22 protein-coding genes are annotated in these 23,294 nt (G+C 61.9%); 12 read left to right on the top strand and 10 right to left on the bottom strand.

Going from position 1 to position 23,294, the window contains the following annotated elements:
- Positions 1-549 precede the first annotated feature (549 nt).
- Positions 550-1,731 (top strand): GGDEF domain-containing protein, encoded by a 1,182-nt coding sequence (locus BM151_RS16340; protein ID WP_177213190.1) that lies wholly within the window; start codon positions 550-552, stop codon positions 1,729-1,731.
- 19 nt (positions 1,732-1,750) lie between these two features.
- Here BM151_RS16340 and BM151_RS16335 read toward each other — a convergent pair whose 3' ends face one another.
- Positions 1,751-2,668 (bottom strand): MYG1 family protein, encoded by a 918-nt coding sequence (locus BM151_RS16335; RefSeq protein ID WP_090061815.1) that lies wholly within the window; start codon positions 2,666-2,668, stop codon positions 1,751-1,753.
- Between the two features lie 128 nt (positions 2,669-2,796).
- Complete coding sequence (locus BM151_RS16330; protein ID WP_090061814.1) at positions 2,797-3,108, bottom strand: ETC complex I subunit; 312 nt, start codon at positions 3,106-3,108, stop codon at positions 2,797-2,799.
- Between the two features lie 547 nt (positions 3,109-3,655).
- Here BM151_RS16330 and uvrB point away from each other — a divergent pair.
- The 4 genes from uvrB (at position 3,656) to BM151_RS16310 (ending at position 7,928) form a co-directional block, all read left to right on the top strand.
- Entirely contained in the window at positions 3,656-5,836 is a 2,181-nt protein-coding gene (gene uvrB, locus BM151_RS16325) for an excinuclease ABC subunit UvrB (protein ID WP_090061813.1), read from the top strand.
- A complete protein-coding gene (locus tag BM151_RS16320) occupies positions 5,836-6,435 on the top strand; it encodes a restriction endonuclease (protein ID WP_090061812.1) in 600 nt (199 codons plus the stop codon). Before uvrB ends, BM151_RS16320 begins: the two co-directional genes overlap by 1 nt.
- A 150-nt stretch (positions 6,436-6,585) precedes the next feature.
- Positions 6,586-6,948 (top strand): hypothetical protein, encoded by a 363-nt coding sequence (locus tag BM151_RS16315; RefSeq protein ID WP_090061811.1) that lies wholly within the window; start codon positions 6,586-6,588, stop codon positions 6,946-6,948.
- Positions 6,949-7,094: 146 nt separating this feature from the next.
- Positions 7,095-7,928: a hypothetical protein gene (locus BM151_RS16310; protein WP_090061810.1), complete on the top strand. Its 834-nt coding sequence runs from the start codon at positions 7,095-7,097 to the stop codon at positions 7,926-7,928.
- A 64-nt stretch (positions 7,929-7,992) separates the two neighbouring features.
- On the opposite strand, the gene BM151_RS16305 is transcribed toward BM151_RS16310, so the two are convergent.
- Both BM151_RS16305 and BM151_RS16300 read right to left on the bottom strand, forming a co-directional pair.
- Positions 7,993-8,589 carry a rhodanese-like domain-containing protein gene (locus tag BM151_RS16305; RefSeq protein WP_090061809.1) on the bottom strand — a complete coding sequence of 199 codons (597 nt, stop codon included), beginning with the start codon at positions 8,587-8,589 and terminating at the stop codon, positions 7,993-7,995.
- A complete protein-coding gene (locus BM151_RS16300; protein ID WP_090061808.1) occupies positions 8,589-8,906 on the bottom strand; it encodes an antibiotic biosynthesis monooxygenase family protein in 318 nt (105 codons plus the stop codon). Before BM151_RS16300 ends, BM151_RS16305 begins: the two co-directional genes overlap by 1 nt.
- A 492-nt stretch (positions 8,907-9,398) precedes the next feature.
- On the opposite strand from BM151_RS16300, the gene BM151_RS16295 reads away from it, so the two are divergent.
- Together BM151_RS16295 and BM151_RS16290 are read left to right on the top strand one after the other, a co-directional pair.
- Entirely contained in the window at positions 9,399-10,091 is a 693-nt protein-coding gene (locus BM151_RS16295) for a response regulator transcription factor (RefSeq protein ID WP_090061807.1), read from the top strand.
- 168 nt (positions 10,092-10,259) lie between these two features.
- Positions 10,260-10,760, top strand: coding sequence for a HugZ family pyridoxamine 5'-phosphate oxidase (locus BM151_RS16290; protein ID WP_090061806.1), 501 nt, complete (start codon positions 10,260-10,262; stop codon positions 10,758-10,760).
- A gap of 54 nt (positions 10,761-10,814) precedes the next feature.
- Here the strand turns inward: BM151_RS16290 and BM151_RS16285 are convergent, their stop codons facing one another.
- The gene (locus BM151_RS16285; protein ID WP_090061805.1) at positions 10,815-13,103 is read right to left on the bottom strand and encodes a glycosyl hydrolase family 28-related protein; all 2,289 of its coding nucleotides are present in this window, start codon (positions 13,101-13,103) and stop codon (positions 10,815-10,817) included.
- A gap of 226 nt (positions 13,104-13,329) precedes the next feature.
- On the opposite strand from BM151_RS16285, the gene BM151_RS16280 reads away from it, so the two are divergent.
- On the top strand, positions 13,330-14,184 hold the full coding sequence (locus BM151_RS16280; RefSeq protein WP_177213189.1) for a CHAD domain-containing protein: 855 nt from the start codon (positions 13,330-13,332) through the stop codon (positions 14,182-14,184).
- A gap of 9 nt (positions 14,185-14,193) precedes the next feature.
- Here the strand turns inward: BM151_RS16280 and BM151_RS16275 are convergent, their stop codons facing one another.
- Positions 14,194-14,589: a VOC family protein gene (locus tag BM151_RS16275; RefSeq protein WP_090061803.1), complete on the bottom strand. Its 396-nt coding sequence runs from the start codon at positions 14,587-14,589 to the stop codon at positions 14,194-14,196.
- A gap of 112 nt (positions 14,590-14,701) precedes the next feature.
- Positions 14,702-16,345, bottom strand: a complete 1,644-nt coding sequence (locus BM151_RS16270) for a lysine--tRNA ligase (protein WP_090061802.1) — start codon at positions 16,343-16,345, stop codon at positions 14,702-14,704.
- A 114-nt stretch (positions 16,346-16,459) separates the two neighbouring features.
- On the opposite strand from BM151_RS16270, the gene BM151_RS16265 reads away from it, so the two are divergent.
- Positions 16,460-16,894, top strand: coding sequence for a tellurite resistance TerB family protein (locus BM151_RS16265; RefSeq protein WP_090061801.1), 435 nt, complete (start codon positions 16,460-16,462; stop codon positions 16,892-16,894).
- Between the two features lie 20 nt (positions 16,895-16,914).
- A complete protein-coding gene (locus BM151_RS16260) occupies positions 16,915-17,523 on the top strand; it encodes a DsbA family protein (RefSeq protein ID WP_090061800.1) in 609 nt (202 codons plus the stop codon).
- Positions 17,524-17,598: 75 nt separating this feature from the next.
- Here BM151_RS16260 and dacB read toward each other — a convergent pair whose 3' ends face one another.
- Positions 17,599-19,131: a D-alanyl-D-alanine carboxypeptidase/D-alanyl-D-alanine endopeptidase gene (gene dacB, locus BM151_RS16255; RefSeq protein ID WP_090061799.1), complete on the bottom strand. Its 1,533-nt coding sequence runs from the start codon at positions 19,129-19,131 to the stop codon at positions 17,599-17,601.
- A 52-nt stretch (positions 19,132-19,183) separates the two neighbouring features.
- The gene (locus BM151_RS16250; protein WP_090061993.1) at positions 19,184-19,786 is read right to left on the bottom strand and encodes a nicotinate-nucleotide adenylyltransferase; all 603 of its coding nucleotides are present in this window, start codon (positions 19,784-19,786) and stop codon (positions 19,184-19,186) included.
- A 119-nt stretch (positions 19,787-19,905) separates the two neighbouring features.
- On the opposite strand from BM151_RS16250, the gene BM151_RS16245 reads away from it, so the two are divergent.
- Positions 19,906-20,796 (top strand): bifunctional helix-turn-helix transcriptional regulator/GNAT family N-acetyltransferase, encoded by an 891-nt coding sequence (locus BM151_RS16245; protein WP_090061798.1) that lies wholly within the window; start codon positions 19,906-19,908, stop codon positions 20,794-20,796.
- Between the two features lie 3 nt (positions 20,797-20,799).
- Here BM151_RS16245 and BM151_RS16240 read toward each other — a convergent pair whose 3' ends face one another.
- On the bottom strand, positions 20,800-21,540 hold the full coding sequence (locus BM151_RS16240; protein WP_090061797.1) for an HNH endonuclease: 741 nt from the start codon (positions 21,538-21,540) through the stop codon (positions 20,800-20,802).
- A gap of 70 nt (positions 21,541-21,610) precedes the next feature.
- Here BM151_RS16240 and ettA point away from each other — a divergent pair, with 70 nt between their 5' ends.
- Positions 21,611-23,266, top strand: coding sequence for an energy-dependent translational throttle protein EttA (gene ettA, locus BM151_RS16235; protein WP_090061796.1), 1,656 nt, complete (start codon positions 21,611-21,613; stop codon positions 23,264-23,266).
- The last annotated feature ends 28 nt before the right edge of the window (positions 23,267-23,294 follow it).

Genomic DNA, 23,294 nt, shown 5'->3' with positions numbered 1-23,294 from the left:
AAAACCCGTGACATCTCGGCCACGATCCGCTTCCAGGCCGCCTCCGGACCCCACATCCAGGCCCCGCATCCAGACCAGTGCCAGATGCTCTGAAACGGCCATCGCTTTCCCGGGCACGGACCGGCCCCACAGACCAGATCGATCTCACGCGAAAACCGCGAGCTGTACCGCACCTTCGGCGGCGCCCGCTGTTTTCTGACGCACAAAACACAACTCTTGGGCGTATGCTTTATTTGCATTCTCGCAAGAAGGGTTGCCATCGGCAGAAACCCGCGCCTCAGCACAAAAAGAAGCTATCGCCAAAGCCCGACTTCACGTATCGATCAACGAAATTTTTACCATGAATATCTCGTATGTTCGAAGGCATGGCATCCGGTAATGACCCTGATAGGTAACACGTATTCTGTTTTCCCGAAGTATGGACGCAGCCTGGTCGCGCTCCTCATCGCTTTGGGTCTGACCCATAACCTCTATGTTTTCCCGTCAACCCACACCCCCTCTCTGAACATCTTTTCGGCCCTGGGGTACGGGCTTCTTCTATATTGTATTTTGACCCGAGAAGCCACGGGAGGGCTGCGCCTGCTGCGTGGCATGGCCCTGGGCTATGTGCTGATGTTCGCCATTCAGAGGCTCCTTGAACAAAGCCTGCCGGGCTGGCCGCTGCTGATCGGCAAGGCGCCGCTGAGCAGCTGGGGCATCGAGCCGCCTTTGCGGGCCGAGTTTTCCACCCAGACCGCCATCGCCCAGGCGGCAATCGGCGCCGCGCTCCTGAGCGAGAGCCGCTACCCGCGCCTGTCGACCGCCGCCACGCTGTTCTCGGCGCTGGTCACCACGATCGCCATTCAAGGCCTGGCCTTTCAGGCACTTTTGACCGATCTGGAACTGTCGGTCTTCTCCGTCGGGCTGATGCTTCTGCTCAGCCTCGACCTGATGCATCACAAACGCGACCAGCGCCCCTTTTCCGGGCTGATGTGCCCACATGGCCAATGCCAGCTGGTCCGCGCCCTGACCCTCGCCGCGATCATGATCCCTTCTGCGGTCGGGCTCTGGCTGGCCAAGACATTGTGGATGTCGGCCCATATCGCACATGGGCTCGAGATCGCCTTCGGCCTGATGTCGATGCTCCTGGTTGGGCTGACCCTCTGGGTCGGCGACCTGATGCGCAGTCAGAATCTCGAAATGGAACTCGCCGCGATCAGCGATCCGCTGACCCGCATCCGCAACCGGCGCGGCGTCCTGCAGGCGGTCAAGACCTGGCATTACAGCGCCATGATCCTGATCGATCTGGACCGTCTGAAATGGCTCAATGACACATTCGGCCATGAGATCGGCGATGAGGCCATTCAACTGGCCGCGACGATCCTGGAACGCGAGATCGGGGAGCACGGCATCGTCGGACGCTGGGGCGGCGACGAGTTCATCGTCCTGCTCGACAAGAGCGCCGCGAAATCCCTGCATGAGACCTGCAACCGGCTCGATCAGGCGCTGGCACGGGGCGCGCTTTCGGCCCCCACCGGCGAGACGATCTCGCTCAGCGCCTCCTTCGGCCCTGCGGCGATGACAGCCACGCTCGAAGGGTTCAACGAGGCCCGCGAACGCGCCGACCGGGCGCTGTATCACGGCAAGGCCTGCAAACGCTGTCAGCGCAACGGCCATGCCTGTGCCGAAGCGGTGCAAAGCGCCATCTTCCACATGGTGCCGCCGAGCTGCCCGATGGACCGCCTGCCCTGACAGCCTGCCCCTGTAGCGGCTATTCCAACGCTTCGAGTGCCAGTGCCGCCATGCGCAAAATGGCCTCCCGACTGTCGGCCACGGCGATGAACCGGCCGTTGTGACAGAATTTTGCGCCTTTCACTCCGCTGGCCGCCTCGAGCGCCGTATCCGTGAGCCCGGCCCAGGCCTCCGGCAGATCGGCCCGGCTCTCGAATGTGTCAGCGCCCAGCCGGATCGTGGTCAGGGCCCAGTCGGCGCCACGCGGATGCACCACGAAGAGCAGGTGATCGGCCCCCGCCGCCTCGATCGCGGAGCGGAACGGCATGCCCATCGGCAGCTCGAGGATGCGCGCCGCACCGGCGGCCTCGATCGCATCGAGCACCAGGGTCTCGGCCCGGTATTTCGCGGCCAGACGCGCGATTTCGGCCTCGACCAATCCGCGGGCCACCGCGAGCGCCCGATGAAACCCCCGATCATCCGCCTCCGGGGAACGATCGTCGAAATCCGGTTTGAAGCTCTCCAGCAGGTTGGGCAGGGTCAGCTTCGACAGCGGACCGGCCACGCCCGGGTCCATGGCGCCATTGTCCAGAAGATCGACGGGAAGCACGAAATCGGCGTCGAATGCCGCGTGGATCGCGTCCGCCCGCGCTTGCGGCACATCCAGCGCCCGCAGATAGTCGCGTCCGAAATGCGCCCAGATCAACCCGAAGGAACTATAGGGCTGGCCGTCGGGGCGCAGCGGGTTGGGCTTTTGATGGTGATCGAAAATCCCGGCCCCGGCATCATAGGCACGCCCGACATCATAGATGATCCGATCCGCGGCCGGGGTGAGCCAGGCCTCATCGCGGCTGCGCACCAGCTTGGCCTCGGGGAACAATCGGGTCAGGATGACAGAGGACAACACCTCATCGGCATGAAAGCCGCCGGAATGGGTCACGAGATGGATGAAGGTCATGGGCGGTCTCCAAAACGAAGGTTCATAGGGGCCAAGACGACAAGGGCGACCGATTGGCCGCCCACACAGGTCATTCGACAATATACCGGCACATCCCGTGCCGACGCCATCCGATCAAGGCGTCTCGATCAATGCGTCCAGGGGGCACGACGGTTGGTGGCGAAGTTTTCGCCATAGCCGCCGGCACGCACGTTATGCGCGCGGTTGTGCGGCTCCTGCACCACATAGTCGATGCCATGCTGTTCGGCATAGGCGATCGCCTTTTCCTTGCTCTCGAAACTCATGCGCACTTGGGTCTGGGTGTCGCTGGACGAGGTCCAGCCCATCAGCGGGTCGATATCGCGGCTCGAGGCCGGGGCGTAATCGAGCATCCAGTGTTTGGTCTTGCCTTGCCCGGATTGCATCGCGTTGCGGGCGGGCTGATAGATACGAGCGCGCATCAAGAGACTCCTTTGCTTCTTGCTGCGGTTATCCCCATTTCCCACAGCCGTTTCAAGTCTTTCACGAGACAGAGGCCGACATTGCCGAAACACCGTGGCTCAGGGGGCGGAAAATCGATGGCATCGGGGCAAACGCGAAACCCGATGATCGCGAAAGATTACGGGCCAGGATCTCAGGGCTAGAGGCTAGAGGCTCGGGTCCAGCGGCCAAGATCGAGGGGAATGAATTGAGGGGAGGAGGGTGACTGCCCGACCGGAGCGTGGGAGCGAGGGGTGGGTGGTGGTACGCACCCGGCCGGGACAGTCTGTTCTGCTGCTTGCATATATAGGATAGGCCTGTCGGCATTTCTGTGGCAAGAGAAAATATCGCTAAAGTTGCATAAAAAATCCGAAAATACTCGCTAAAGTAGCAACGATTTGTTAACCAAGTACCTCTTGCGGCCTCTTGTCGGTTGAATCGGGCTCGGGGCTTGAACCGAGAACAAAAAGAGATCATCTCTTAACCGTTCCGCCCCTTGCCCCTCAAACGCCCACCAAAGGATCGCCCATGGACCCGCAGTTGATGACCGACCCGCCGAAAGAGTTGAAGAACCGTCCGAAGCTCGAAGGCGGCAAGCGGTTCGTCATGCACAGCAATTTCGAGCCCTCGGGGGATCAGCCGACGGCGATTGCCGAACTCTCTGCGGCGATCGAGGCCGGCGAACATGATCAGGTGCTTCTGGGCGCCACCGGCACCGGCAAGACCTTTACCATGGCGAAGGTGATCGAGGCGACGCAACGCCCGGCGATCATCCTCGCTCCGAACAAAACGCTCGCGGCGCAGCTCTATGGTGAGTTCAAAGGCTTCTTTCCGGAGAACGCCGTCGAATATTTCGTCTCCTACTATGACTATTATCAGCCGGAGGCCTATGTCCCCCGCTCCGATACGTTCATCGAGAAGGAAAGCCAGATCAACGAACAGATCGACCGGATGCGCCACGCCGCCACGCGCTCGCTTCTGGAACGCGACGACGTGATCATCGTGGCCTCCGTGTCCTGCATCTACGGCCTCGGCTCGCCCGAGTTGTACATGGCGATGACCATCGATCTGAAGATGGGCGAAGACTACGATCAGCGGCAATTGATGGCGGATCTGGTGGAGCTGCAATACCGGCGCAATGACACTGCATTCGACCGTGGCTCCTTCCGGGTGCGCGGCGACAGTCTCGAAATCTGGCCCGCGCACATGGAAGACCGGGCCTGGAAACTGTCTTTCTTTGGCGAGGAGTTGGAGAGCATCACCGAGTTTGACCCGCTCACCGGCAAGAAGACCGACACGCTCGAACATGTCCGGGTCTACGCCAATTCGCATTATGTGACGCCGAAACCGACGATCAAACAGGCGATCAACGGCATCAAGGCGGAGCTCAAGCAACAGCTCATCCGTTTCACCGATGAGGGCAAGCTGCTGGAGGCGCAGCGGCTGGAACAGCGCACCAATTTCGATCTGGAGATGCTGGAGGCCTCGGGCTTCTGCAACGGCATCGAGAACTATTCGCGCTATCTGACGGGCCGCGCCCCGGGCGAGCCGCCGCCCACGCTGTTCGAATTCATCCCCGACAATGCCATCGTCTTCGCCGACGAGAGCCACGTCTCGGTGCCGCAGATCGGCGGCATGTACCGCGGCGACTTCCGACGCAAATCGACGCTCGCCGAACATGGCTTCCGCCTGCCCTCCTGCATGGACAACCGGCCTCTGAAATTCGAGGAATGGGACGGGATGCGGCCGCAATCGGTCTTTGTCTCCGCCACGCCCAAGGATTGGGAGCTGGAGCAATCCGGCGGCGTTTTCGTCGAACAGATCATCCGCCCGACGGGGCTTCTGGACCCGGTGGTGGAGATCCGCCCGGTGGATACCCAGGTTGACGATCTCTTGGACGAGGCCAAGAAAATGGCCGAGATCGGCCGCCGGGTGCTGGTCACCACGCTGACCAAACGCATGGCCGAGGATCTCACCGAATATCTGCACGAACAGGGCGTGCGGGTGCGCTACATGCATTCCGACATCGACACCATTGAACGCATCGAGATCCTGCGCGACCTGCGTCTGGGCGCTTTCGACGTGCTGATCGGCATCAACCTGTTGCGCGAGGGGCTTGATATTCCGGAATGCGGCCTCGTCGCCATTCTGGATGCCGACAAGGAAGGCTTCCTGCGTTCCGAGACCTCGCTGATCCAGACCATCGGCCGTGCCGCCCGCAACGCCGATGGCCGGGTCATTTTGTACGCCGACAAGATCACCGGCTCGATGCAGCGCGCCATGGACGAGACCGAACGCCGGCGCGAGAAACAGATGGCCTATAACCTAGAGCACGGCATCACGCCCGAGACGGTGAAGAAGAATGTCGATGACATCCTCGCCGGGCTCTATCAGGGCGACGTGGACATGAACCGCGTCACCGCCACGATCGACAAACCCGCCGCAGGCCAGAACCTGCAAGCCGTGCTCGAAGGCCTCAAGACCGACATGCGGGTGGCCGCCGAGAACCTCGAATTCGAAGAGGCCGCGCGGCTCAGAGACGAGATCAAACGGCTCGAAACCGTCGATCTGGTGCTCCACGATGATCCGCTGGCGCGGCAATCCGCGGTGGACGAGGCCGTGGCCGATGCCAAGGAGAAGAGCGGACGGTCAACGGCAGGACGACCGGGGATGCGGGGTGGCAAGGCTGGACGGGGGAAGAGGAAGTGATGTTAGGCCTTGGACTTAGCATAGGAAATGTTGTGCTTCACCAAAGACCTGCGCAGGTGCGCGAACAGATGGAGACGCTTTCACATGAATTGATCATCCCAATACAGCTCCTTGAAGTCGTAGAACATGCCAATGAGGGGCAGATAATTGCAGCCCTGCGCTACCCGTGGGAGGCAATCTTTCAGCAGGTCAAAACCTCGCCTGAAATCTTGTATCAATTCTCAAAGCACCCGCGAGAGTTTGAGGAGTTTATCGCATCCACATACGACCGCCTCGGCTACAAGGTAACACTTACACCAAGGAGCGGAGATGGGGGCAAAGACCTCATTGCTGAGAAGAGTGGCTTCGGAAAACTCCGTATTCTGGATCAATGCAAGGCGTTCTCAAAAGGCAACACCGTAGGCATGAATGACGTTCGCGCCATGATGGGAACTTTCAAATTGAATACCGACTTTGACAATACGCCGACGCGAGCTGTCATTACGACCACCTCGACTTTCGCGCCGACAGCCAAAGTGGAATGGAAAAATTATATCCCATCACAACTTGAACTGCGGGATCATGATGATCTTGTGAGCTGGCTCTCCAACTCGAAGTAGACTTATCAGAGCTGTGATTTAGGCACGCCCTCCTTGGCCAACAGAGATAAAGGGGCGGCAAGAAGAAACGCTGAGGCTTGCGACCAATCAAGACATTTCCTCTCATTTCTGTTAGAATACGGCGGAAGCGCGCAGACCTTGGAGGTTGCCATGGACTGCTTCATCAAGATCCGTCACGACAAGGCGCCACAAACCGTTCTCTGGATCAGGATTTCCGGCGGCGCGGAGGATGAGACCCTGTTCTGGGAAGAGAACCCGCCCAAAGGCCAGCACGGGGGGCTCGCCACGGATGGCGGCATGTGCCGGATCACGGCCGAGGGCACATGGAGCATGTTTCCCAAAGTGTCCGTGATGGGCAAGACCAAGCCGGTTTTGACCATCACAGTCCCGTCCTGGGCGCGGCTGAAAGATCTCGAAGACATCTCCCACGGCCCGGCCAAAGTCCTCGCTGAGAACAGTTTCTTCAAAGGCAGCAAGACCGGGCTGACCTGGCGGCTTGCCCTGCCCGATTGACCGCGACCTCACAGCCCCCTTCCCTCAAATCCGACGCATCTGTCACAAAACCTTCACCCCATCCGGGGGCGTGGTTTACCCTTGTTTGTCGCATTGCGCCGATCCTGTGACAAACAATCGACCAACGCACAGGTGGCGAACAGATCATGCGCATTTCGACGGCCTTCATTCCCATTCTTCTGGCCTTGCCGCTCGCGGCGGCAGAACCGGAGAGCCCTCCCGAGACAGGGCCCGACACCGAACAGGGCGCGCTCAGGCGTATCGAGGTTGCCGGACGGCTGGCCCTGGCCGGCGAAGCCCTGCGCCGCGACAGCTGTGTCTATGGCATCACCTCGGAGGGGCTCGGCTCCGTGCTGCGCCATGTCGACGATCTCGAATTTTACATCTGGGCGCTGCGCGAAGGCTCGCTCGACGAGGGGCTGTTGCCCATGGCCCATCCGAAGATCCTGGAAAAGATCGCGGAGGCGGAGCCGCTCATTGCCGGGGTAAGCCCGTTCTTCAGCCCGGAAAACGCCGCCACGCTCAAACAGCTCGCCGGAAAGACCGCCGCGATCGGCAAGGCGCTCGACACCCAGGCGCGGTTTTCGGTGCCCGACCCGACTGCGGCGAAACTCGCCACTCTCGCCGCCCGTCAGGCCCAGGACCTCGCCGGCATGGGGGCCGATCTCTGCGAAGCCGTCAAGCTGGGCGATCCCGGGGACCGGCTGAAAGCCGTGTCAAAGAAACTGTTCCGCTACACGATGGTGAGCGCCGCCCTGGCCCATGGCAATGACGACAAACAGATCGTGCCGCCTCCCACGGACAAGATCGCCATGGTGATGGCGGAGATCGACGTGAAATGGGCGGAAATGCTGCCGCTGTTGCAACAGATCACCGAGCGCGGTGACCTCGCCCCGACAGAGGCGCAGACCGTCCAGCAGTCGATCCGCGAGATGCTCACCCAATATGATTTCGCGCTCTATCTCTACGGCGCGCTGTAGACCGGCAGCTTGATCCGGCTCGACCGTCAGGTGCCGCCGGGACCCGTGCCCCGGCGGCCCTGGTTCATTCCGGCACCACCACGGTGAGGCCGAGCATCCGCCAGACCTGTATGCCGCCGCGGTAGTAATAGAGTTTCTCGGCCGGGAAGCCCGCCTCGATCATCCGCCGCGCCGCGGTCGGCGACTGGCCGCACCACGGCCCGTTGCAATAAAGCGCCACGCGGGGAACAGCGTCGCCCTCACAGATGAAACCTTCGAAATCCGGCTCACAGCCCAGCTCGCCCAAGCGGTCCGCCGCTTCGGTATAGGCCATATGCTTGGCCCCGGGGATGGCACCGCCTTCGAAATCCGGCTGCACCCGGCTGTCGAGCACCACCGCATCAGGCGCCTGCAGCATCTCCATGAGCTCCAGCTCGCCGATGGTGGTCACACCCTCGGCCGGGGTCATCGGCTGGATGCAGAAATTCGGACAGGGGCGCGAGGTCTGGGCCCAGATGCCCGTCACCTCATTGGCGTTGTCCTGAATCCGGGAAATTTCCACCGGCCCGGCCCCGGTCTCCACCGTCACCGACATCGTGTCGGGTGTGATCCCGACCGGTTCGGCCATGGCAGCCGCCCCGAAACATGCGGCCGCGGCGGCCATTACAATTGTCAAACGCATCAATAGAGTCCTTCCACTTCATACATCACCGGCTCAAAGGTCTTGCACATGCCGTTGATCTCCCGGTTGCGCTTGCGCATCTCCTCGGTCCGGAGCATGGCCTGATAATCGCCGCGCTCCTCCCATTGCGAATAATTCGCGATCCGGGTCTGTGCATCATTGATATGCAGCGCCGCCGCGATGAAGCCTTTCTGCTTCGAGATCACTTCCGAATAGGCGGATTGCAGTGCTTCCATCAGATCCTGAGCCATGCCCGGCGTCGTCTCGAATGTCGTCAAAACGGTCTGGCACGCGCGGTCCTTGGATATTGTCGGCATCGTCTCCTCCCAAATCTGAGCCTTGTAGGAGAAGCATAGAGCCATATGCGTGCATTCGCATACCTCTTTTCGATCCGCGGAAGAAACCCGCTCGCCGCCCTTGCCGCCTCCCGCCACCGGAATAGCTCGCATTTTAGCCAGTCCGCATTTGGAGAATCACCCGGCGGGCCTTACCCATACCGCATCCCCGAACCGGAATGCCCCATGCATTAACCATTGTTTTTCGGGTATTCTCCCCAGTCAGATCACGCTTTTGCCCAAGCCCCGCCGCATTTCGCGAGCGCCCCCTGAGTCATTCCGGCTTTTCTGTGTTTTCAGTGCGTTAACCATAACAAATGCTTGCAAGAGGCCATGCGGATTTAGCTAAAATCCAATTGAACTCGAACATGGCCAGCTAAAATGCGGTCGTAAATGTCCAGAACGGACCCACCCCCGAACCCGAAAAGCGACCCCGGAGATCCGGGATAGGGATGTGTCAGGAAAGGACAAATCATGCGTGTACTTCTTGCTGAAACCAATTGGAATGCCATGACCGCTGCCGCCGGTCTCGATGATGCCGGTCTGCTGGTCACCCGTGTGAACGACGGGCGAGAACTGATGGATTTCGCCGACTTCGGCGAACAGAACGCGATTGTCCTCGACCTCGACGTGCCCGACATCAACGCCTTCAAACTGATCGAACAGCTGCGCCACCGCGATCCGCTGATGCCGATCTACGCGCTCACCGCGCATGACGATTGGGAGAGCCGCAAACGCGCCTATGAGGCCGGTGCCGATGACGTGATCTCCGGCCCGGTGAACCCGGCCTTCCTCGCCGCCCAGATCAAGGCCGCCGTGCGCCGCACCGCCGGCTATGCCAGCAAATCGCTTCAGGTCGGCGCGCTGACGCTCGACACCGATCACAACGTGGCCACGATCAACGGCCAGGAGCTGCAGCTCACCCGCAAGGAATACGAGATCCTCGAAATGCTGGTGCTGAACCGCGAGCGTCTGGTGACCCGCGAGACCTTCATGAACCATCTCTATGCCTGGAACGACGAGCCGGACACCCGCATCATCAATGTCTACCTGTCGCGCATCCGCCAGCAGATCGAGCTTTGCGGCGGCGAACCGGACATTGTCGAAACCGTCTGGGGGCTGGGCTACAGGATCACCGCCAGAGCCGACGCCGCACAGGCCGCCTGAGCACAGGCCGCCTGAGCACGGGCCGCCTGAACACAGGCGCCTGAGCACGGGGGCAAGCCACCCGACAGATTGGCCCGCCCGACAGTTTTTGTGAAGCCGCGTGTTATGCGGAGGAGGCCAGCGGAATTTGCGCTGGCCTCGCCTGTTGCGCGTCCCTAGACTGCGCGTATGCGTGAAGACAAACCCTCCCCGATCCGCCCGACCGATGACGACGCCCGCCAGATGGCGCGGGATCTGGTGACCGGGGCCCGGATCGCCGCGCTGGCGGTCACCGATCCGGAGACGGCGGCCCCGCATGTCACCCGCATCGCCTTCGGGCTGGGCGGCGATGGCGCCTGGCTGACGCTGGTCTCGGATCTGTCCGGCCATACCAAAGCCCTGCGCGCCAATCCGATGGCCGGGCTCCTGCTCGGCGAGGCGCCGCAAAAGGGCGACCCGCTGGCCTTTCCGCGCCTGTCCGTGAGCGTCGAGGCGCATTTCGTTCCCCGCCAGAGCGAAGAGCACGCCGCCTGTCGTGCCGCCTGGGTCACCCACCACCCGAAAGCCAAGCTTTATGTCGATTTCGGAGATTTCTCCTTTGTCCGCTTCACGCCGCGCTCCGCCGACCTGAACGGTGGTTTCGGCAAGGCCTATCGCCTGTCCCCCGGGGATCTGTCGCGCGACGCCTAACCCCCGCGGGCCGTTCGCCCACGAGGCTCCGTCACGCTCGGGCCGGATCATGGTTCAGATCGGCTTGTCCATCCGCGTCACCACATTGACCGTGCCTTTCACCGCCTCGGGAAAGGTCAGGCGCAGCTGGTTCGCCGACGCCCCGTAATTCACCGTCACATAGGGCCGGTGATAGACGGTCGAGCCGGAGCCATTGGTCATGGCATTGCGGAACACCAGGCTCTCCACCACCCGCGCCTGGCCGCCGAACGGCAGGTAGCCCGACGGGTCGAGCACCCAGTTGTTCGACGCCGTACTCTGGGAAAACTCCAGCGACACCGGGTTGACCGTGACCTGCCCGATGCCGTTGAACGTATTGCCCTCGAAGGTGATGTTGCGCATCAGGTTATAGCTGAGATCGGCATAGGTCGTGTCCACCGTCTCCACCCGGTCGGTGATCCCGTTCAGGGATTTGAACGTGTTGTTCTGGACCGAAAGCCCCTGAATGAAATGGCCCGGCCCATAGGGTTTGACCACGATCCAGGAGAACCAGCGCGCCGCATCGTTGACGGTGAAGATATTGCCGGTGACGGTCAGCCCGCCAAAGGAATATTCCGAGGAGAAATCCGGTCGCGCGTCATGCTCGTTGGTCATCTCGATAAAGGAATTGTCGATGTAATTTCCGGTGATGATGGATTTGACATTGGGATAGGTCAAAACCAGCCCCGCCATGCGCGGGCTGTCGGCCACACTGTCGCCCTGATACCAGTGATTGCCGACAAAAATATGCCCATTGCCATAGCAGATCCCGGTATGGCCGAATTTCTGGAACACGTTGTCGCGGATCTTGGTGTCATTGGCGTTGACGTTGAAGGCGATCGATTGCCGGTCCTCCGCCGGCACGCTCTGTTCGTTCGAGACAAAGGAACAGCGGTCGATATGCAGATCCTGACAGCCCTCGCCCAAGGAACTCACCCCGCGGTTGAGCGGCGATTTGAAATGGCAGTCCCGGATATGGAAATTATTTCCCGAGGGCGCCAGCATCACCGCCGAGGCGCGGCTGTTGCAGAGAAATTCCATCTCCAACAGGCTGAATTGCGAGAGTTTCGACAGGCCCGAGAAATCGAGCACATATTTGAACCGCGTGAACGTGTAGCTCTGGGTCGCGTCGGGCCCGAAAAGCGGCTGGCTCAGGTCGATCGTCTGATTGCCGATATTGACCGAGGTGACATAGACCTCGCGCCCGACCCCCTTGCCGGTGACCAGACTGCCGACGGGAATATTGGCGGCATTGGCGACATTGGAAAGCTTGCGCGGGCTGGCCGGGCTGTAGCTGGCCTGCGACGTCGCGGTCTCGGTATTCCAATCGCTCGAGGCCTGCACGTTGATCTGACCGTTGCGGATCACCCGGCGCACCTCGAGCGTGTCCTTGCCGGCGATCGCGGCAATATCCAGCGGGCCGTAAAGCTCGATCCGCCGCCCCCGCATGTCGAGACTGTCATGGTCGGTATATTGGAACATCGCCTGAATCGCGCGTTTGAACCCTTCGACCTCATCGCCGAACGCATCGATATAGGCGTCGAGGTGGAAATTGTTGCGCAGCACCAGCCGCTCATTCGCCGGCAGGCTCACCGTGCCGTCGAATGTCACCTCGGTGGTAAACGACACCGTATCGGTGAGCTTGTACACCCCTTCGGGGACCAGGATACGACGCCCGTTCGCGGCGTCATTGGCGGCATCGAAGGCGTTGGTGCAATCCGTCACCCCGTCCCCCACGGCGCCATAGTCGCGCACATCGATGACACCGCTGCTGTCGCCGAGATACCAGCCCGAAACATCCTCGATCCGGATGTCGTCGATCCGCACCGTGCCGCCGTTCAAGCCGGTGAGATCGAGACCGAAATGGCCATAGACCGGCGCGAGCCCCCAGGGCATGTCGACGCCACCGCGCGCGCCCGACCCGACGATGGCCGAGACCTCGACCACCTCGCCGTAGCTGTCGAGCGCCACCGAGGCGCCCAGCTCGGTCAGCCCGCCCACGTGATTGAACGCGCCGTTGCCGGCCCAGCCGGCGATCCGCACCGAGGGCAGATTGCCGGAGATGGCCTTCACCCGCGCGGTGATCTGCAAATACATCCCCGGCTGCAAAGGCGTCTCGCCCATGTAGCGCAGCCTGGTCGTCATCGTGGTCTTGACCAGTTCGAGACAGCCGCCGAAATCCGCATCCGCCGCGACAAAGGCCGCGTTCGCCGCCCCGTCATAGGTCGCGGAGCCCGGTGTTCCGTCCTCGCTGGACCAGACATCCAGCCCCTGCGCAAAGGCCGGCGGCATCAGCGCCAGCCCGTCAGTGATGGCCTTGTTCATACGAGCCCCTTTCATCCATCGATCGACGCCAATGTCAGCGCGCATCTGCCCCGAGATGGACCCGGTTTACCGTCCCGGATTTACGGCCCTGTTAGCACCCCGTGCGGCGCCGCCCCCGCAGGCGCAACACTTCGCGCCCTGCGGCGAATAGATCATTGGCACCTCACCGACATCGGCGTAGGCTTTGCCCATCATGAGCGATCGCATCCGCAGAAAAGACCCCGACATGACACGCGCCCTACGGCGCCTCGCCGCCGACCGTCTGGATCGGGCGATCGCCGAGACCGCGGCGCACAGCCTCGAGGACAGGATGCGCGCGGTGCATAATATTCGCCGACGGATCAAGGAATTGCGGGGCCTGCTGCGCCTCGTGCAGCCGGATTTCAAAGGGTTCCACGACAGCGACCGGGCGCTGCGCGACATTGCCCGCGAGCTCTCGGAAATGCGCGACGCCAAGGTGCGGCTCGACACGTTTCTGCAGCTCGCCGATCTGGTCGATCTCTCATCGCCCTCCTGCACCCGCTATCGCAGCCGGCTCGAAGCGGCGCGGATCGAGGCCTATGGGTCCGACAGTGCAGAGCTTCGCCTGAAACAGGTGCGCGAGGATCTGCGTGCCTTCCGCGCGGCGAGCCAGAGCTGGCAATTGCAACATGCCGGGCGCAAAGCCGTCTTTCCCGGTCTCCGGGCCACCTATGCCGCCGGCTATACCGATCTGGCCCGGGCCCGCGAAAGCCACGCCCCCGAGGATTTCCACGACTGGCGCAAACATGTGAAATATCATGCCTATCACGCCTATATCCTCACCCCGATCTGGCCCGAGGCGATGATGGCCCATAGCACGGCCGCCACGCAGCTCGGCAGTTTACTGGGACAGCATCACGATCTCGTCGTGCTCGCCGAAGAGGCCCGCAAGGCCGGGATTTCCACCGAGAATGTCCAGACGATTGAAAAGGCCATGGAGAAACGCCGAAAGGTCCTGGAGCGCCAGGCCTTTCGCGACGGTGCCCGGCTTTTCGCCGACACGCCCGAAGCGCTGGGCCGGCGTTGGTCGATCTGGTACCGGCTCTGGCAGGCCGGTTGAGCGGGCGCCTCATCCGGGCCGGTAATCGCCCTGCCCCCGCTGCGACTGGGCAAAGACCCGGTCCGACACCTGAATCGTATGCCCCGCCGGGTCCCGCACATTGGCGAAGGCGCAGCCCTCCATGCGGATGATCTCGCCGAAATCCAGCCCGTCGGCCTTCGCAGAGGCGCAAAACCCGGCGACATCCTCGACATCGAACACCAGTTTGACCTGGGATTGCCCCTCGTCCTGTCCCGGCCGCAGCGGGTGCAGCAGAAGCGTCATCCCCTCCGCCCGGGACCGCAGTTCGACGATCGGATCGGTCTTTGAGCGATAGATCGCATAGCCGAAATACCGCGCGTAAAATCCGGTCATCTCGTCGATCTTATCGGTGTAAATCAACACTCTCCCAAGCACAGTTCCCATCCCGGCCTCCATCTGATTGACCCCATGCCCGACATGATCACGCAATCCAGTGCAGGCCAATGAAAAAGGCGGCCCCGAGGGACCGCCCAAATCATTTCGCCTTTCACAAAACTCAGGACAGCTCGCCCGCCAGCCCTTTGTCCAGAAGCGCGATGGTCTCGTTCACCCCGTAGAGCGCCGCAAAGGAGCCGAACCGCGGGCCCTGGCTCTGCCCCAGAAGCACTTCGTAAAGCGCCTTGAACCAGTCGCGCAGATTCTCGAACCCGTGGTTCTTGCCGACCGCGAAGACGATCGATTGCAGGAAATCGCCGTCGGTGAAATCCGCCTCCGGCAGCGCCTCGTCGGAACCGGCGGCTTCGTTCTTTTTGGCGATTTCGGCGAGCGCCAGCTCGGCGGAACCAAAGGCCGCCTTGAGATCTTCCATCGCGGCGCGCTCTTCGGCAGAGGGCGCACGGAAGGTCTTCTCCGGCTTCACGAAGTCATTGTAATAGCGCACGGCATAGCCGGCGGCGGCGTCGAGCTGCGGATTGTGCTCCGGGCTGGCGTCCGGCGCGTAACGCTGGATGAACCCCCAAAGCTGATCCTTGTCCTCGGCGCCGGCGACAGAGGCCAGGTTCAACAGCATGGTGAAGGGCACGACCATGTCGGAGGCCGGCACATTCTGACCATGGATGTGGAACACCGGGTTATTGGCCTTTTGCGTCGCGTCCTGTTTCGGATAGGCGCGCAGCTGCTGGTGGTACTCATCCATCGCCCGCGGGATCACATCGAAATGCATCCGCTTCGCCGTTTTCGGCTTTTGATACATGAAATAGCTGAGGCTCTCCGTCGAGGCATAGGTCAGCCATTCGTCGATCGACAGACCGTTGCCGGACGACTTGGAAATCTTCTGGCCCTGCGCGTCGAGGAACAGCTCATAGGTGAAATGCTCCGGCTTCTTGCCGCCCAAAATCTCACAGATCCGGTCGTAGATCGGCGTGTTGGTCGAGTGGTCCTTGCCATACATCTCGAAATCCACGCCAAGCGCCGCCCAGCGCGCGCCGAAGTCGGGTTTCCATTGCAATTTCACATTGCCGCCGGTGACCGGCAGGGTCCATTCGCGGCCGTCTTCGTCATCGAAGGTGATGGTGTAATCATCCTTGTTGACCGATTTCATCGGCACGTAGAGCACGCGACCGGTTTCCGGGTGGATCGGCAGGAAGATCGAATAGGTCGCGGCGCGCTCTTCGCGCAGGCTCTTGAGCATGACCTTCATCACATCGTCGTATTTCTCGACGGCGCGTTTCAGAACCTCGTCAAACTGACCCGATTTGTAGAACTCGGTCGCCGAATAGAATTCATATTCGAAGCCGAACGTGTCGAGGAAGCGACGCAGCATGGCGTTGTTATGCGCGCCGAAGCTCTCGAATTCCTCGAACGGGTCGAACACGCTGGTCAGCGGCTTCTGGATGTCCTCTTTCAGGCGCTCCTGATTGGGCACATTGCCGGGGATCTTGCGCATCCCGTCCATATCGTCCGAGAAACAGATCAGACGCGTCGGAATGTCAGAGATCACCTCGAAGGCGCGGCGGATCATCGTCGTGCGCAGCACCTCGCCAAAGGTGCCGATATGCGGCAGGCCCGAGGGGCCATACCCGGTCTCGAAGAGCACATAGCCCTTCTTGTCCTTGGACTGCTCATAGCGTTTGAGAACTTTCCTTGCCTCATCAAAAGGCCAGGCTTTAGAGCTCATACCAGCGTCACGCAGGTCAGTCATGATCAAGGAATCCTTATCTCGCACGGGTCCATCCCGCAAAGCCCGGTTCCTATTGAACATGCCGCGTTGCGTCAATATTGTTTGGATGGAAACGCCCGCTCAGGAGCCAATAAAATGAACGATATGCCCCATTCGCTGACCCCGCAGGACTGTCTCGTCGCGGTGATGATCGCGCAATCCATGTCGGATGAGAATATCCGCACCGCCGAACTGGTCACGATCGAGAATATCGTCAACCATCTGCCGATCTTCGGCGATTACGATCCCGACCGGATCAAGGTGGTGTCCTCGACCGTGTTCGACCTGTTCTCGGAAGAGGACGGGCTCGATGCCCTGTTCGGTCTCATCCGCGACAACCTGCCCGACTATCTGCACGAGACCGCCTATGCGCTGGCCTGCGATGTCGCCGCCGCCGATGGTCATACCTACGAGGCCGAGCTGCGGCTTCTCGAGGAGATCCGCTACGAGCTCAACATCGACCGGCTGCACGCCGCCGCCATTGAACGGGGGGCACGTGCGCGCTACATGCTGATCCACGCTCCGCTCTGAGAGCCCTGCAAAGGACAGATATGCCCCGCTTCACGTATCTCTACGACACCTATTGCGGCTGGTGCTATGCCGGTGCACCGGTGATCTCCGCCCTTGTCGAGGCCGGCGCCGAGGTCGAGATGCATCACAGGTGGCTCTTTGCCCCCGAGCACGCCCAGACCATGGGGTCGGGTCTCGGCCGGATGATCGAACAACACGACGCCCGCGCCGAACAGCTCTCCGGCCAGCCGTTTTCCGAGACCTATCGCGAGAACATCCTGCGCGCCCCCGAAGAGAGACTCGAGTCGACCCTGACCGCGCAGGCCGCCGCCCTGGTCCATGATCAAGGCGCAAAGGTCGAGATGGCCCTGGCGCGTCGCCTGCAAAAGGCACGTTGGGAAGAGGGCCGCTCGGCACAGGACGCGGCATATATCGAGCAGATCCTCAGCGACGAATTCGACACCAGCACAGCGCTCTCCGACGCCTCCGACGCAGCCCGCGCGATGGCGCAGGAAACCGAGCGCCTGATGCACCAATATGGTCTCTCCGGCGTCCCGGTGCTGATCATGGAACGCGACGAGACGCTCTACAATATCGCCCTCTCCGACTATTATAATCGGCCCGAAGAAATCACGACCCTGTTGCGCTAGGCGCGCTTTTCACCGGGACGCGCATCGGGGCGGCCACCCGGACGACCATCGGGGCGACCGAAACCGGCGCGCTCTTCACGCCGCGTAAAACGCCCCCCAGCGCTGGATCAACGCCTGTTGCAACCGTTTCGCCCGGCCATTGAAGCTGCGCGCCCCTTTCGGGATCTCGGCGCCTTGCGCCTTGGCCGCCTCGCGCGCCGGCACATCGGCCGCGATGACGGCAAAGGCCAGACGCCGGCCATCCGGCAGATCGGCATAGCCCGCCAGGTTCGAGACGAAATCCAGCGTGCCGGTCTTGGCATGCACGCTGACCGGGCTGTTCTCGAGCAGGTTGCCCTTCTCGTCGAGCATCCGGATCGGCTTCATCAGCGGGGCCAGCACCGTCTCGACCCCGGGCGCCGTCAGCAGGGTGACCAGATCGGCCACGCTGACCTGCGAGTCCGCGCCGAGCCCCGAATGATCGACAAAGGCGATATGGCGCATGCCCAGCGTCTCGCGCGCCCAGGCGCTCATCGCCCCGGCCGAGGCGGCCAGTGTATCCGGCGCGCCCCCGCGCGCCCGGCTGGCCGCAAGCCCGATCACCTCGGCGGTCAGATTGGTCGAGTATTTCAGCATGTCCCGCACGATGTCGCGCAGAGGCGCGCTGTCGATCCGGGCCATCTCGATCGCATCTGCGGGCATCGTCCCGCGCTGCCCCTGCGGCAGACGCAGGCCAGCAGACCCGGCCAGGAGCTGAAACACTTCGGCGGCATATAGCGCCGGCAACCGCACCGGCAGCCAGCGCGCGCCGCCATTGCCCAGCGCACTGCGCGCCACGGTCCATTCGTCGCGCCCCTTGCCCGGCTCGTGATCGAACACCGGCAGATCGCGGCTCGCCAGCTGCATATGCGAGATCCGCACATCCGGGGCATGGTTCGTGGCACGGGCATCCATCTTGAGACTGTAGCTCTCGCCCTGCCGCCGCCATTCGAAATGCACGCGGTTGTAATTCAGATTGAGTCCGGAAATCGTCGGGTTGTAACCGGCATATTCGGTCTGTTGCCCGTCGATCTGGTCAATTCTGGGCAGGGCGCTGTCATCGACCAGAAACCGCCCGCTGACCCTGGTGATCCCGGCGCTCACCAGCTGTTGCGCCAGCGCCGCCAGCGCATCGGTGTCAAGTGTCGGATCTCCCCCGCCCAGGAGGATCAGATCGCCCTCGAGCACGCCGTCGACCACCGGCCCGCTGCGCAACACGCGGGTGGCAAAGCGATACCCCGCTCCGAGATGTTCGAGCGCATAGAGGCTGGTGACGGTCTTCGCCACCGAGGCCGGTGGCAGGCGCATCAGCGGATCACGGGTCTCGAGGCTCTCGCCGGTCGCCGCGTCCGCCACCGCGAAACTGACCTGACCGGAAAGCCGGGCGGCTGCGACGAGCTCTTCGGAGCTTGGCAGGCTCTGTTTGAACAGGCCCTCGGGACGCGGCACAGGGAGGGGCGACGCCATCAGCCCCTCGGCCAGCGCGCCCCGCGCCAGGCCGAGCTGCGCCGCACCGCCGAGCAAAAGCCCCAGCGCCCCGCGCCGACTGATCCTGTGCCGATTGATCCCGATATGCCCGTCCTCACTCATGCCGCCGAGTTAACCGGGGGAGTGTGACTTGATCAAGACGGGAATGCGCCGATCAGCGCTGCCATTCCCCTTTGGCACGGATTTCTGTCGAGGAGGCATGCGACATCGGCACGTTGATGAAACACCAGCACGGCGCCGCGCAACGCCCCAGAAGCCGCGAAGAGCCCGACGGCAGCTTGGCATGGGCAAAACTATGCGCCGCCACCGAATTGCGCGCCGCGCCGCGCGTGCCCGGCCGGGCGATCACCCCCATGGGCGTGGTCTCCATGATGCCGCGCCAATCCTGCCAGAGGTGAAACTGTGCCAGATTATCCGCCCCCATCAGCCAGACGAAGGTCACTCCGGGGTAGAGCCGCTTCACCGCCTCGAGCGTCGCCGCGGTGTAACGCGTGCCGGTGCGGGCCTCGAGATCGGTCACCTCGACCTTCGGATGGCGCATGATCGCCCGGGCATGGGCGAGCCGCTTTTCCATCCCCGCCGGGCCGTGTTCCTTCAATGGATTGCCGGGGCTGACCAGCCACCAGACCCGATCCAAGCCAAAGCGTTTCAACGCCATTTTTGTGATATGCACATGGCCCTCATGCGCGGGATCGAAGGATCCCCCGAGCAAACCGATCACCTGACCGGGGCGGGCATATGGCAGGTCGCAACGCATGGCGTCCTGCATGGCGACATGTCGCCGCACTGTCAATATTCTGCTCCGCCGTATGGGCTTGACGATTTCCATTTGCTGACTAAAGTCAGACAAAATAGCAGACCCAGGTCAGGAATAAAATGTCGCTTTCTCCCGTCGCCCGCATCCGCCGCTTCAACCGCGCCGTCACCACCGAGACCGGCGCCCTGGACCAGAGCTTTCTCGGCCGTGGCCGCCCGCTCGGCGCGGCCCGTGTGCTCAATGCCATCGGCCCGGAGGGGCGCGCCGTCTCGGAGGTGCGCGATTTTCTCGATCTCGACACCGGGCTGATGTCGCGGCTGTTGCGCGGGCTGGAAGAGGAAGGGCTGATCGCGGTCAGCGAAGACCCGGAGGACAAGCGCCGCCGCCATGCCGCGCTGACGCCCGCGGGGCTCAGTGAATACGAGGCCTATGAGGCGCTCTCCGACACCCGCGCCCAGGCGCTTCTGGACCGGCATCCGCATCCGGAACAGCTCCTCGCCGCGATGGATCTGATCGCCTCCGCCTTGGGGCGCGACCGGATCGAAGTGCTCGAGATGGACCCCGACAGCGCAATGGCGCAAGACGCGATGCAGAGCTATTACAGCGAGCTGGCCGTGCGGTTTTCGATGGGCTTCGACCCGGCAAAAGCCGCCCGCCTCGACGCCTCCGACATGCGCCCCCCGCGCGGCGCCTTTCTCGTCGCCATGGCGGACGGGCTGCCGTCGGGCTGCGTCGGCTTGAAAGGCACCGACACGTCTAAAGAAAAAGGGGGCTATGCCGAGATCAAACGCCTCTGGGTCGCCCCTTCGGCGCGCGGCCTCGGCCTCGCCAAACGGCTGATGTCCGAGATCGAGACCCGCGCGCGGGAGATCGGCATCACCACGCTGCGCCTGGACACCAACTCCGCCCTGCCGGAAGCTGCGGGATTGTATCAGCGATTGGGATGGAGTGAGATCGAGCGGTTCAACGACGATCCTTATCCGGACCTGTTTTTCGAGAAGGCGATGTGAGGGTCATTTCCCCCGCACCATCTCTCGCAAACCATCAAGATCATCGGGACTATCGAGACGATGAATAATGCGGTGACAAGTGGCGCAAAGCACCGCGAAATCGTCAGGATCGACCACACGCCCCTCGGGAGGCATCTCTGCCACGGGTTTGAGGTGATGGGCCTCGATCACGCTCGTCGCGATCTCCGCGCCATAAGCTGCAATCGCGTCTAGCTCGCAGCCCTCACAAACGTACCCTTTCTCCTCCTTGATCTTGCGCGTATTCACCCCGCGCCGCTCCCACGCTTTGTGCACAACGGCAACCTTTTTCTCACTGAACGAGGGGCGTTCGGTTTGGGCCTCGTTGCTCGGGAATTCCCACGGAGGCGCCTCTCCCTCTTCGGATATCTTCTCAGCGCCATCGGGGTAGAACACCGTGAAGCGATCATAGAACGCTTCGGGGTCGTAACCGCTGAGGCCGAGGGAGCGGCGTGAATCCTTGTCGAACTTTAGATAGGAGAAACCCATAGTACGGAGTTCATCGTCAAAGCTACCCCAGTAATCGTTGTCGTTCCACGCCGCATTCGCGTTTTTATAGGCTTCCCGTATAGCGGGCTTCAGGTCCCAAACGCTCCCATCATCTGGGTCGACGAGAAAAGTCTTGCCCGACCAATTGTGCGGACCTTTCGGGATATCGCGCATCTGTTTGAGTACGGTCAAAATCTCGCCGCGCCCGATCCCAAGTTCTGCCAATCTCTTCGCCATACCAATTGCCCCCCTTGTCACACTCCGCTATCTAAGCACAAAATCCCAATTCCCTCCAAGGAGCCCCCAAATGGCAGCCTATCAATACGTCTACCACATGGACGGCGTGTCCAAGACCTACCCCGGTGGCAAGAAGGTGTTCGAGAACATCCGCCTGTCCTTCCTTCCGGGGGTGAAAATCGGTGTCGTCGGTGTCAACGGCACCGGTAAATCGACGCTGATGCGGATCATGGCCGGTCAGGACAAGGATTTCACCGGGGAGGCCTGGGCCGCGGAAGGCGCCAAGGTCGGTTACCTGCCGCAGGAGCCGGAGCTCGATCCGGCCCTCACCGTGCGCGAAAACGTCATGCTCGGCGTGAAGGCCAAGAAGGACATTCTCGACCGTTACAACGAGCTCGCCATGAACTACTCGGACGAGACCGCCGAGGAGATGGCCCAGCTGCAAGACGAGATCGACAGCCAGAACCTCTGGGATCTCGACAGCCAGATCGACATCTCGATGGAGGCGCTGCGCTGCCCGCCGGACGATGCCGATGTCACCACGCTCTCGGGCGGGGAAAAGCGCCGGGTTGCGCTCTGCAAACTGCTCTTGGAAGCGCCCGACATGCTGCTCCTCGACGAACCGACCAACCATTTGGACGCCGAGACCATCGCCTGGCTGCAACAGCACCTGATCGAGTACAAGGGCACGATCCTGATCGTCACCCACGACCGTTACTTCCTCGACGATATCACCGGTTGGATTCTCGAACTGGACCGTGGCGCCGGCATCCCCTACGAGGGCAATTATTCGGCCTGGCTCGAGCAGAAAGCCAAGCGGCTGGAGCAGGAAGCCCGCGAGGACAAATCGAAACAGAAAACCCTCGAACGCGAACTTGAATGGATGCGTCAGGGTCAGAAAGCCCGTCAGGCGAAACAGAAAGCCCGGATCAACGCCTATAACGAACTGGCCTCCCAGTCCGAACGCGAGAAAATCACCCGCGCCCAGATCGTCATCCCCAATGGTCCGCGGCTTGGCTCCAAGGTCATCGAGGTGCACGGGCTCTCGAAACATATGGGTGACAAGCAGTTGATCGAAGGGCTCGATTTCTCCCTGCCGCCCGGTGGCATCGTCGGCGTCATCGGCCCGAACGGCGCCGGTAAATCAACGCTGTTTCGCATGCTCACCGGCCAGTTGGAGCCCGACGAGGGCACGGTGGAATTCGGCGACACGGTCAAGCTCAGCTATGTCGACCAGTCGCGCGACGACCTGAACCCGAATGACACGGTGTTCGAGGCGATCTCCGACGGGCAACAGATCATCAACCTGGGCGATGCCGAGGTGAACGGCCGGGCCTATTGTTCGACCTTCAACTTCAAGGGCGGCGATCAGCAGAAGAAGGTCGGCGTGCTTTCGGGCGGTGAACGCAACCGGGTGCACATGGCGCGGCTCTTGAAGTCCGGCGGCAACGTGCTGCTCCTTGACGAACCGACCAACGATCTCGACGTCGAAACCCTCCGCGCGCTGGAAGACGCGCTCACAGAGTTTGCCGGCTGCGCCGTGGTCATCTCCCACGACCGTTTCTTCCTTGACCGCATCTGTACCCACATCCTCGCCTTCGAAGGCGACGCCCATGTCGAATGGTTCGAAGGCAACTTCGAGGATTACGAAGAGGACAAGAAACGGAGACTTGGACCGGATGCCTTGGAGCCGAAGCGATTGAAGTATAAGAAGTTTTCTAGGTAACCTGACGCCCCGCCCTGTGCGGGGCGTT

Origin of the sequence: Celeribacter neptunius, from assembly GCF_900113955.1 — a bacterium.
Taxonomy (GTDB): Bacteria; Pseudomonadota; Alphaproteobacteria; order Rhodobacterales; family Rhodobacteraceae; genus Celeribacter; species Celeribacter neptunius.
This window is presented reverse-complemented; position numbering and strand designations above follow the sequence as displayed.

Bases quoted from the DNA above. Each gene is read 5' to 3' on its own strand.
- BM151_RS16305 (WP_090061809.1), bottom strand. From the start codon at position 8,589: ATGCGTTTGACAATTGTAATGGCCGCCGCGGCCGCATGTTTCGGGGCG.
- BM151_RS16250 (WP_090061993.1), bottom strand. From the start codon at position 19,786: ATGCGTTGCGACCTGCCATATGCCCGCCCCGGTCAGGTGATCGGTTTG.
- ettA (WP_090061796.1), top strand. From the start codon at position 21,611: ATGGCAGCCTATCAATACGTCTACCACATGGACGGCGTGTCCAAGACC.
- BM151_RS16320 (WP_090061812.1), top strand. From the start codon at position 5,836: ATGTTAGGCCTTGGACTTAGCATAGGAAATGTTGTGCTTCACCAAAGA.
- BM151_RS16295 (WP_090061807.1), top strand. From the start codon at position 9,399: ATGCGTGTACTTCTTGCTGAAACCAATTGGAATGCCATGACCGCTGCC.
- BM151_RS16260 (WP_090061800.1), top strand. From the start codon at position 16,915: ATGCCCCGCTTCACGTATCTCTACGACACCTATTGCGGCTGGTGCTAT.
- BM151_RS16245 (WP_090061798.1), top strand. From the start codon at position 19,906: ATGTCGCTTTCTCCCGTCGCCCGCATCCGCCGCTTCAACCGCGCCGTC.
- BM151_RS16240 (WP_090061797.1), bottom strand. From the start codon at position 21,540: ATGGCGAAGAGATTGGCAGAACTTGGGATCGGGCGCGGCGAGATTTTG.
- uvrB (WP_090061813.1), top strand. From the start codon at position 3,656: ATGGACCCGCAGTTGATGACCGACCCGCCGAAAGAGTTGAAGAACCGT.
- BM151_RS16310 (WP_090061810.1), top strand. From the start codon at position 7,095: ATGCGCATTTCGACGGCCTTCATTCCCATTCTTCTGGCCTTGCCGCTC.
- BM151_RS16335 (WP_090061815.1), bottom strand. From the start codon at position 2,668: ATGACCTTCATCCATCTCGTGACCCATTCCGGCGGCTTTCATGCCGAT.
- BM151_RS16275 (WP_090061803.1), bottom strand. From the start codon at position 14,589: ATGGGAACTGTGCTTGGGAGAGTGTTGATTTACACCGATAAGATCGAC.
- BM151_RS16265 (WP_090061801.1), top strand. From the start codon at position 16,460: ATGAACGATATGCCCCATTCGCTGACCCCGCAGGACTGTCTCGTCGCG.
- BM151_RS16290 (WP_090061806.1), top strand. From the start codon at position 10,260: ATGCGTGAAGACAAACCCTCCCCGATCCGCCCGACCGATGACGACGCC.
- BM151_RS16270 (WP_090061802.1), bottom strand. From the start codon at position 16,345: ATGACTGACCTGCGTGACGCTGGTATGAGCTCTAAAGCCTGGCCTTTT.
- BM151_RS16280 (WP_177213189.1), top strand. From the start codon at position 13,330: ATGACACGCGCCCTACGGCGCCTCGCCGCCGACCGTCTGGATCGGGCG.
- BM151_RS16315 (WP_090061811.1), top strand. From the start codon at position 6,586: ATGGACTGCTTCATCAAGATCCGTCACGACAAGGCGCCACAAACCGTT.
- dacB (WP_090061799.1), bottom strand. From the start codon at position 19,131: ATGAGTGAGGACGGGCATATCGGGATCAATCGGCACAGGATCAGTCGG.
- BM151_RS16285 (WP_090061805.1), bottom strand. From the start codon at position 13,103: ATGAACAAGGCCATCACTGACGGGCTGGCGCTGATGCCGCCGGCCTTT.
- BM151_RS16330 (WP_090061814.1), bottom strand. From the start codon at position 3,108: ATGCGCGCTCGTATCTATCAGCCCGCCCGCAACGCGATGCAATCCGGG.
- BM151_RS16300 (WP_090061808.1), bottom strand. From the start codon at position 8,906: ATGCCGACAATATCCAAGGACCGCGCGTGCCAGACCGTTTTGACGACA.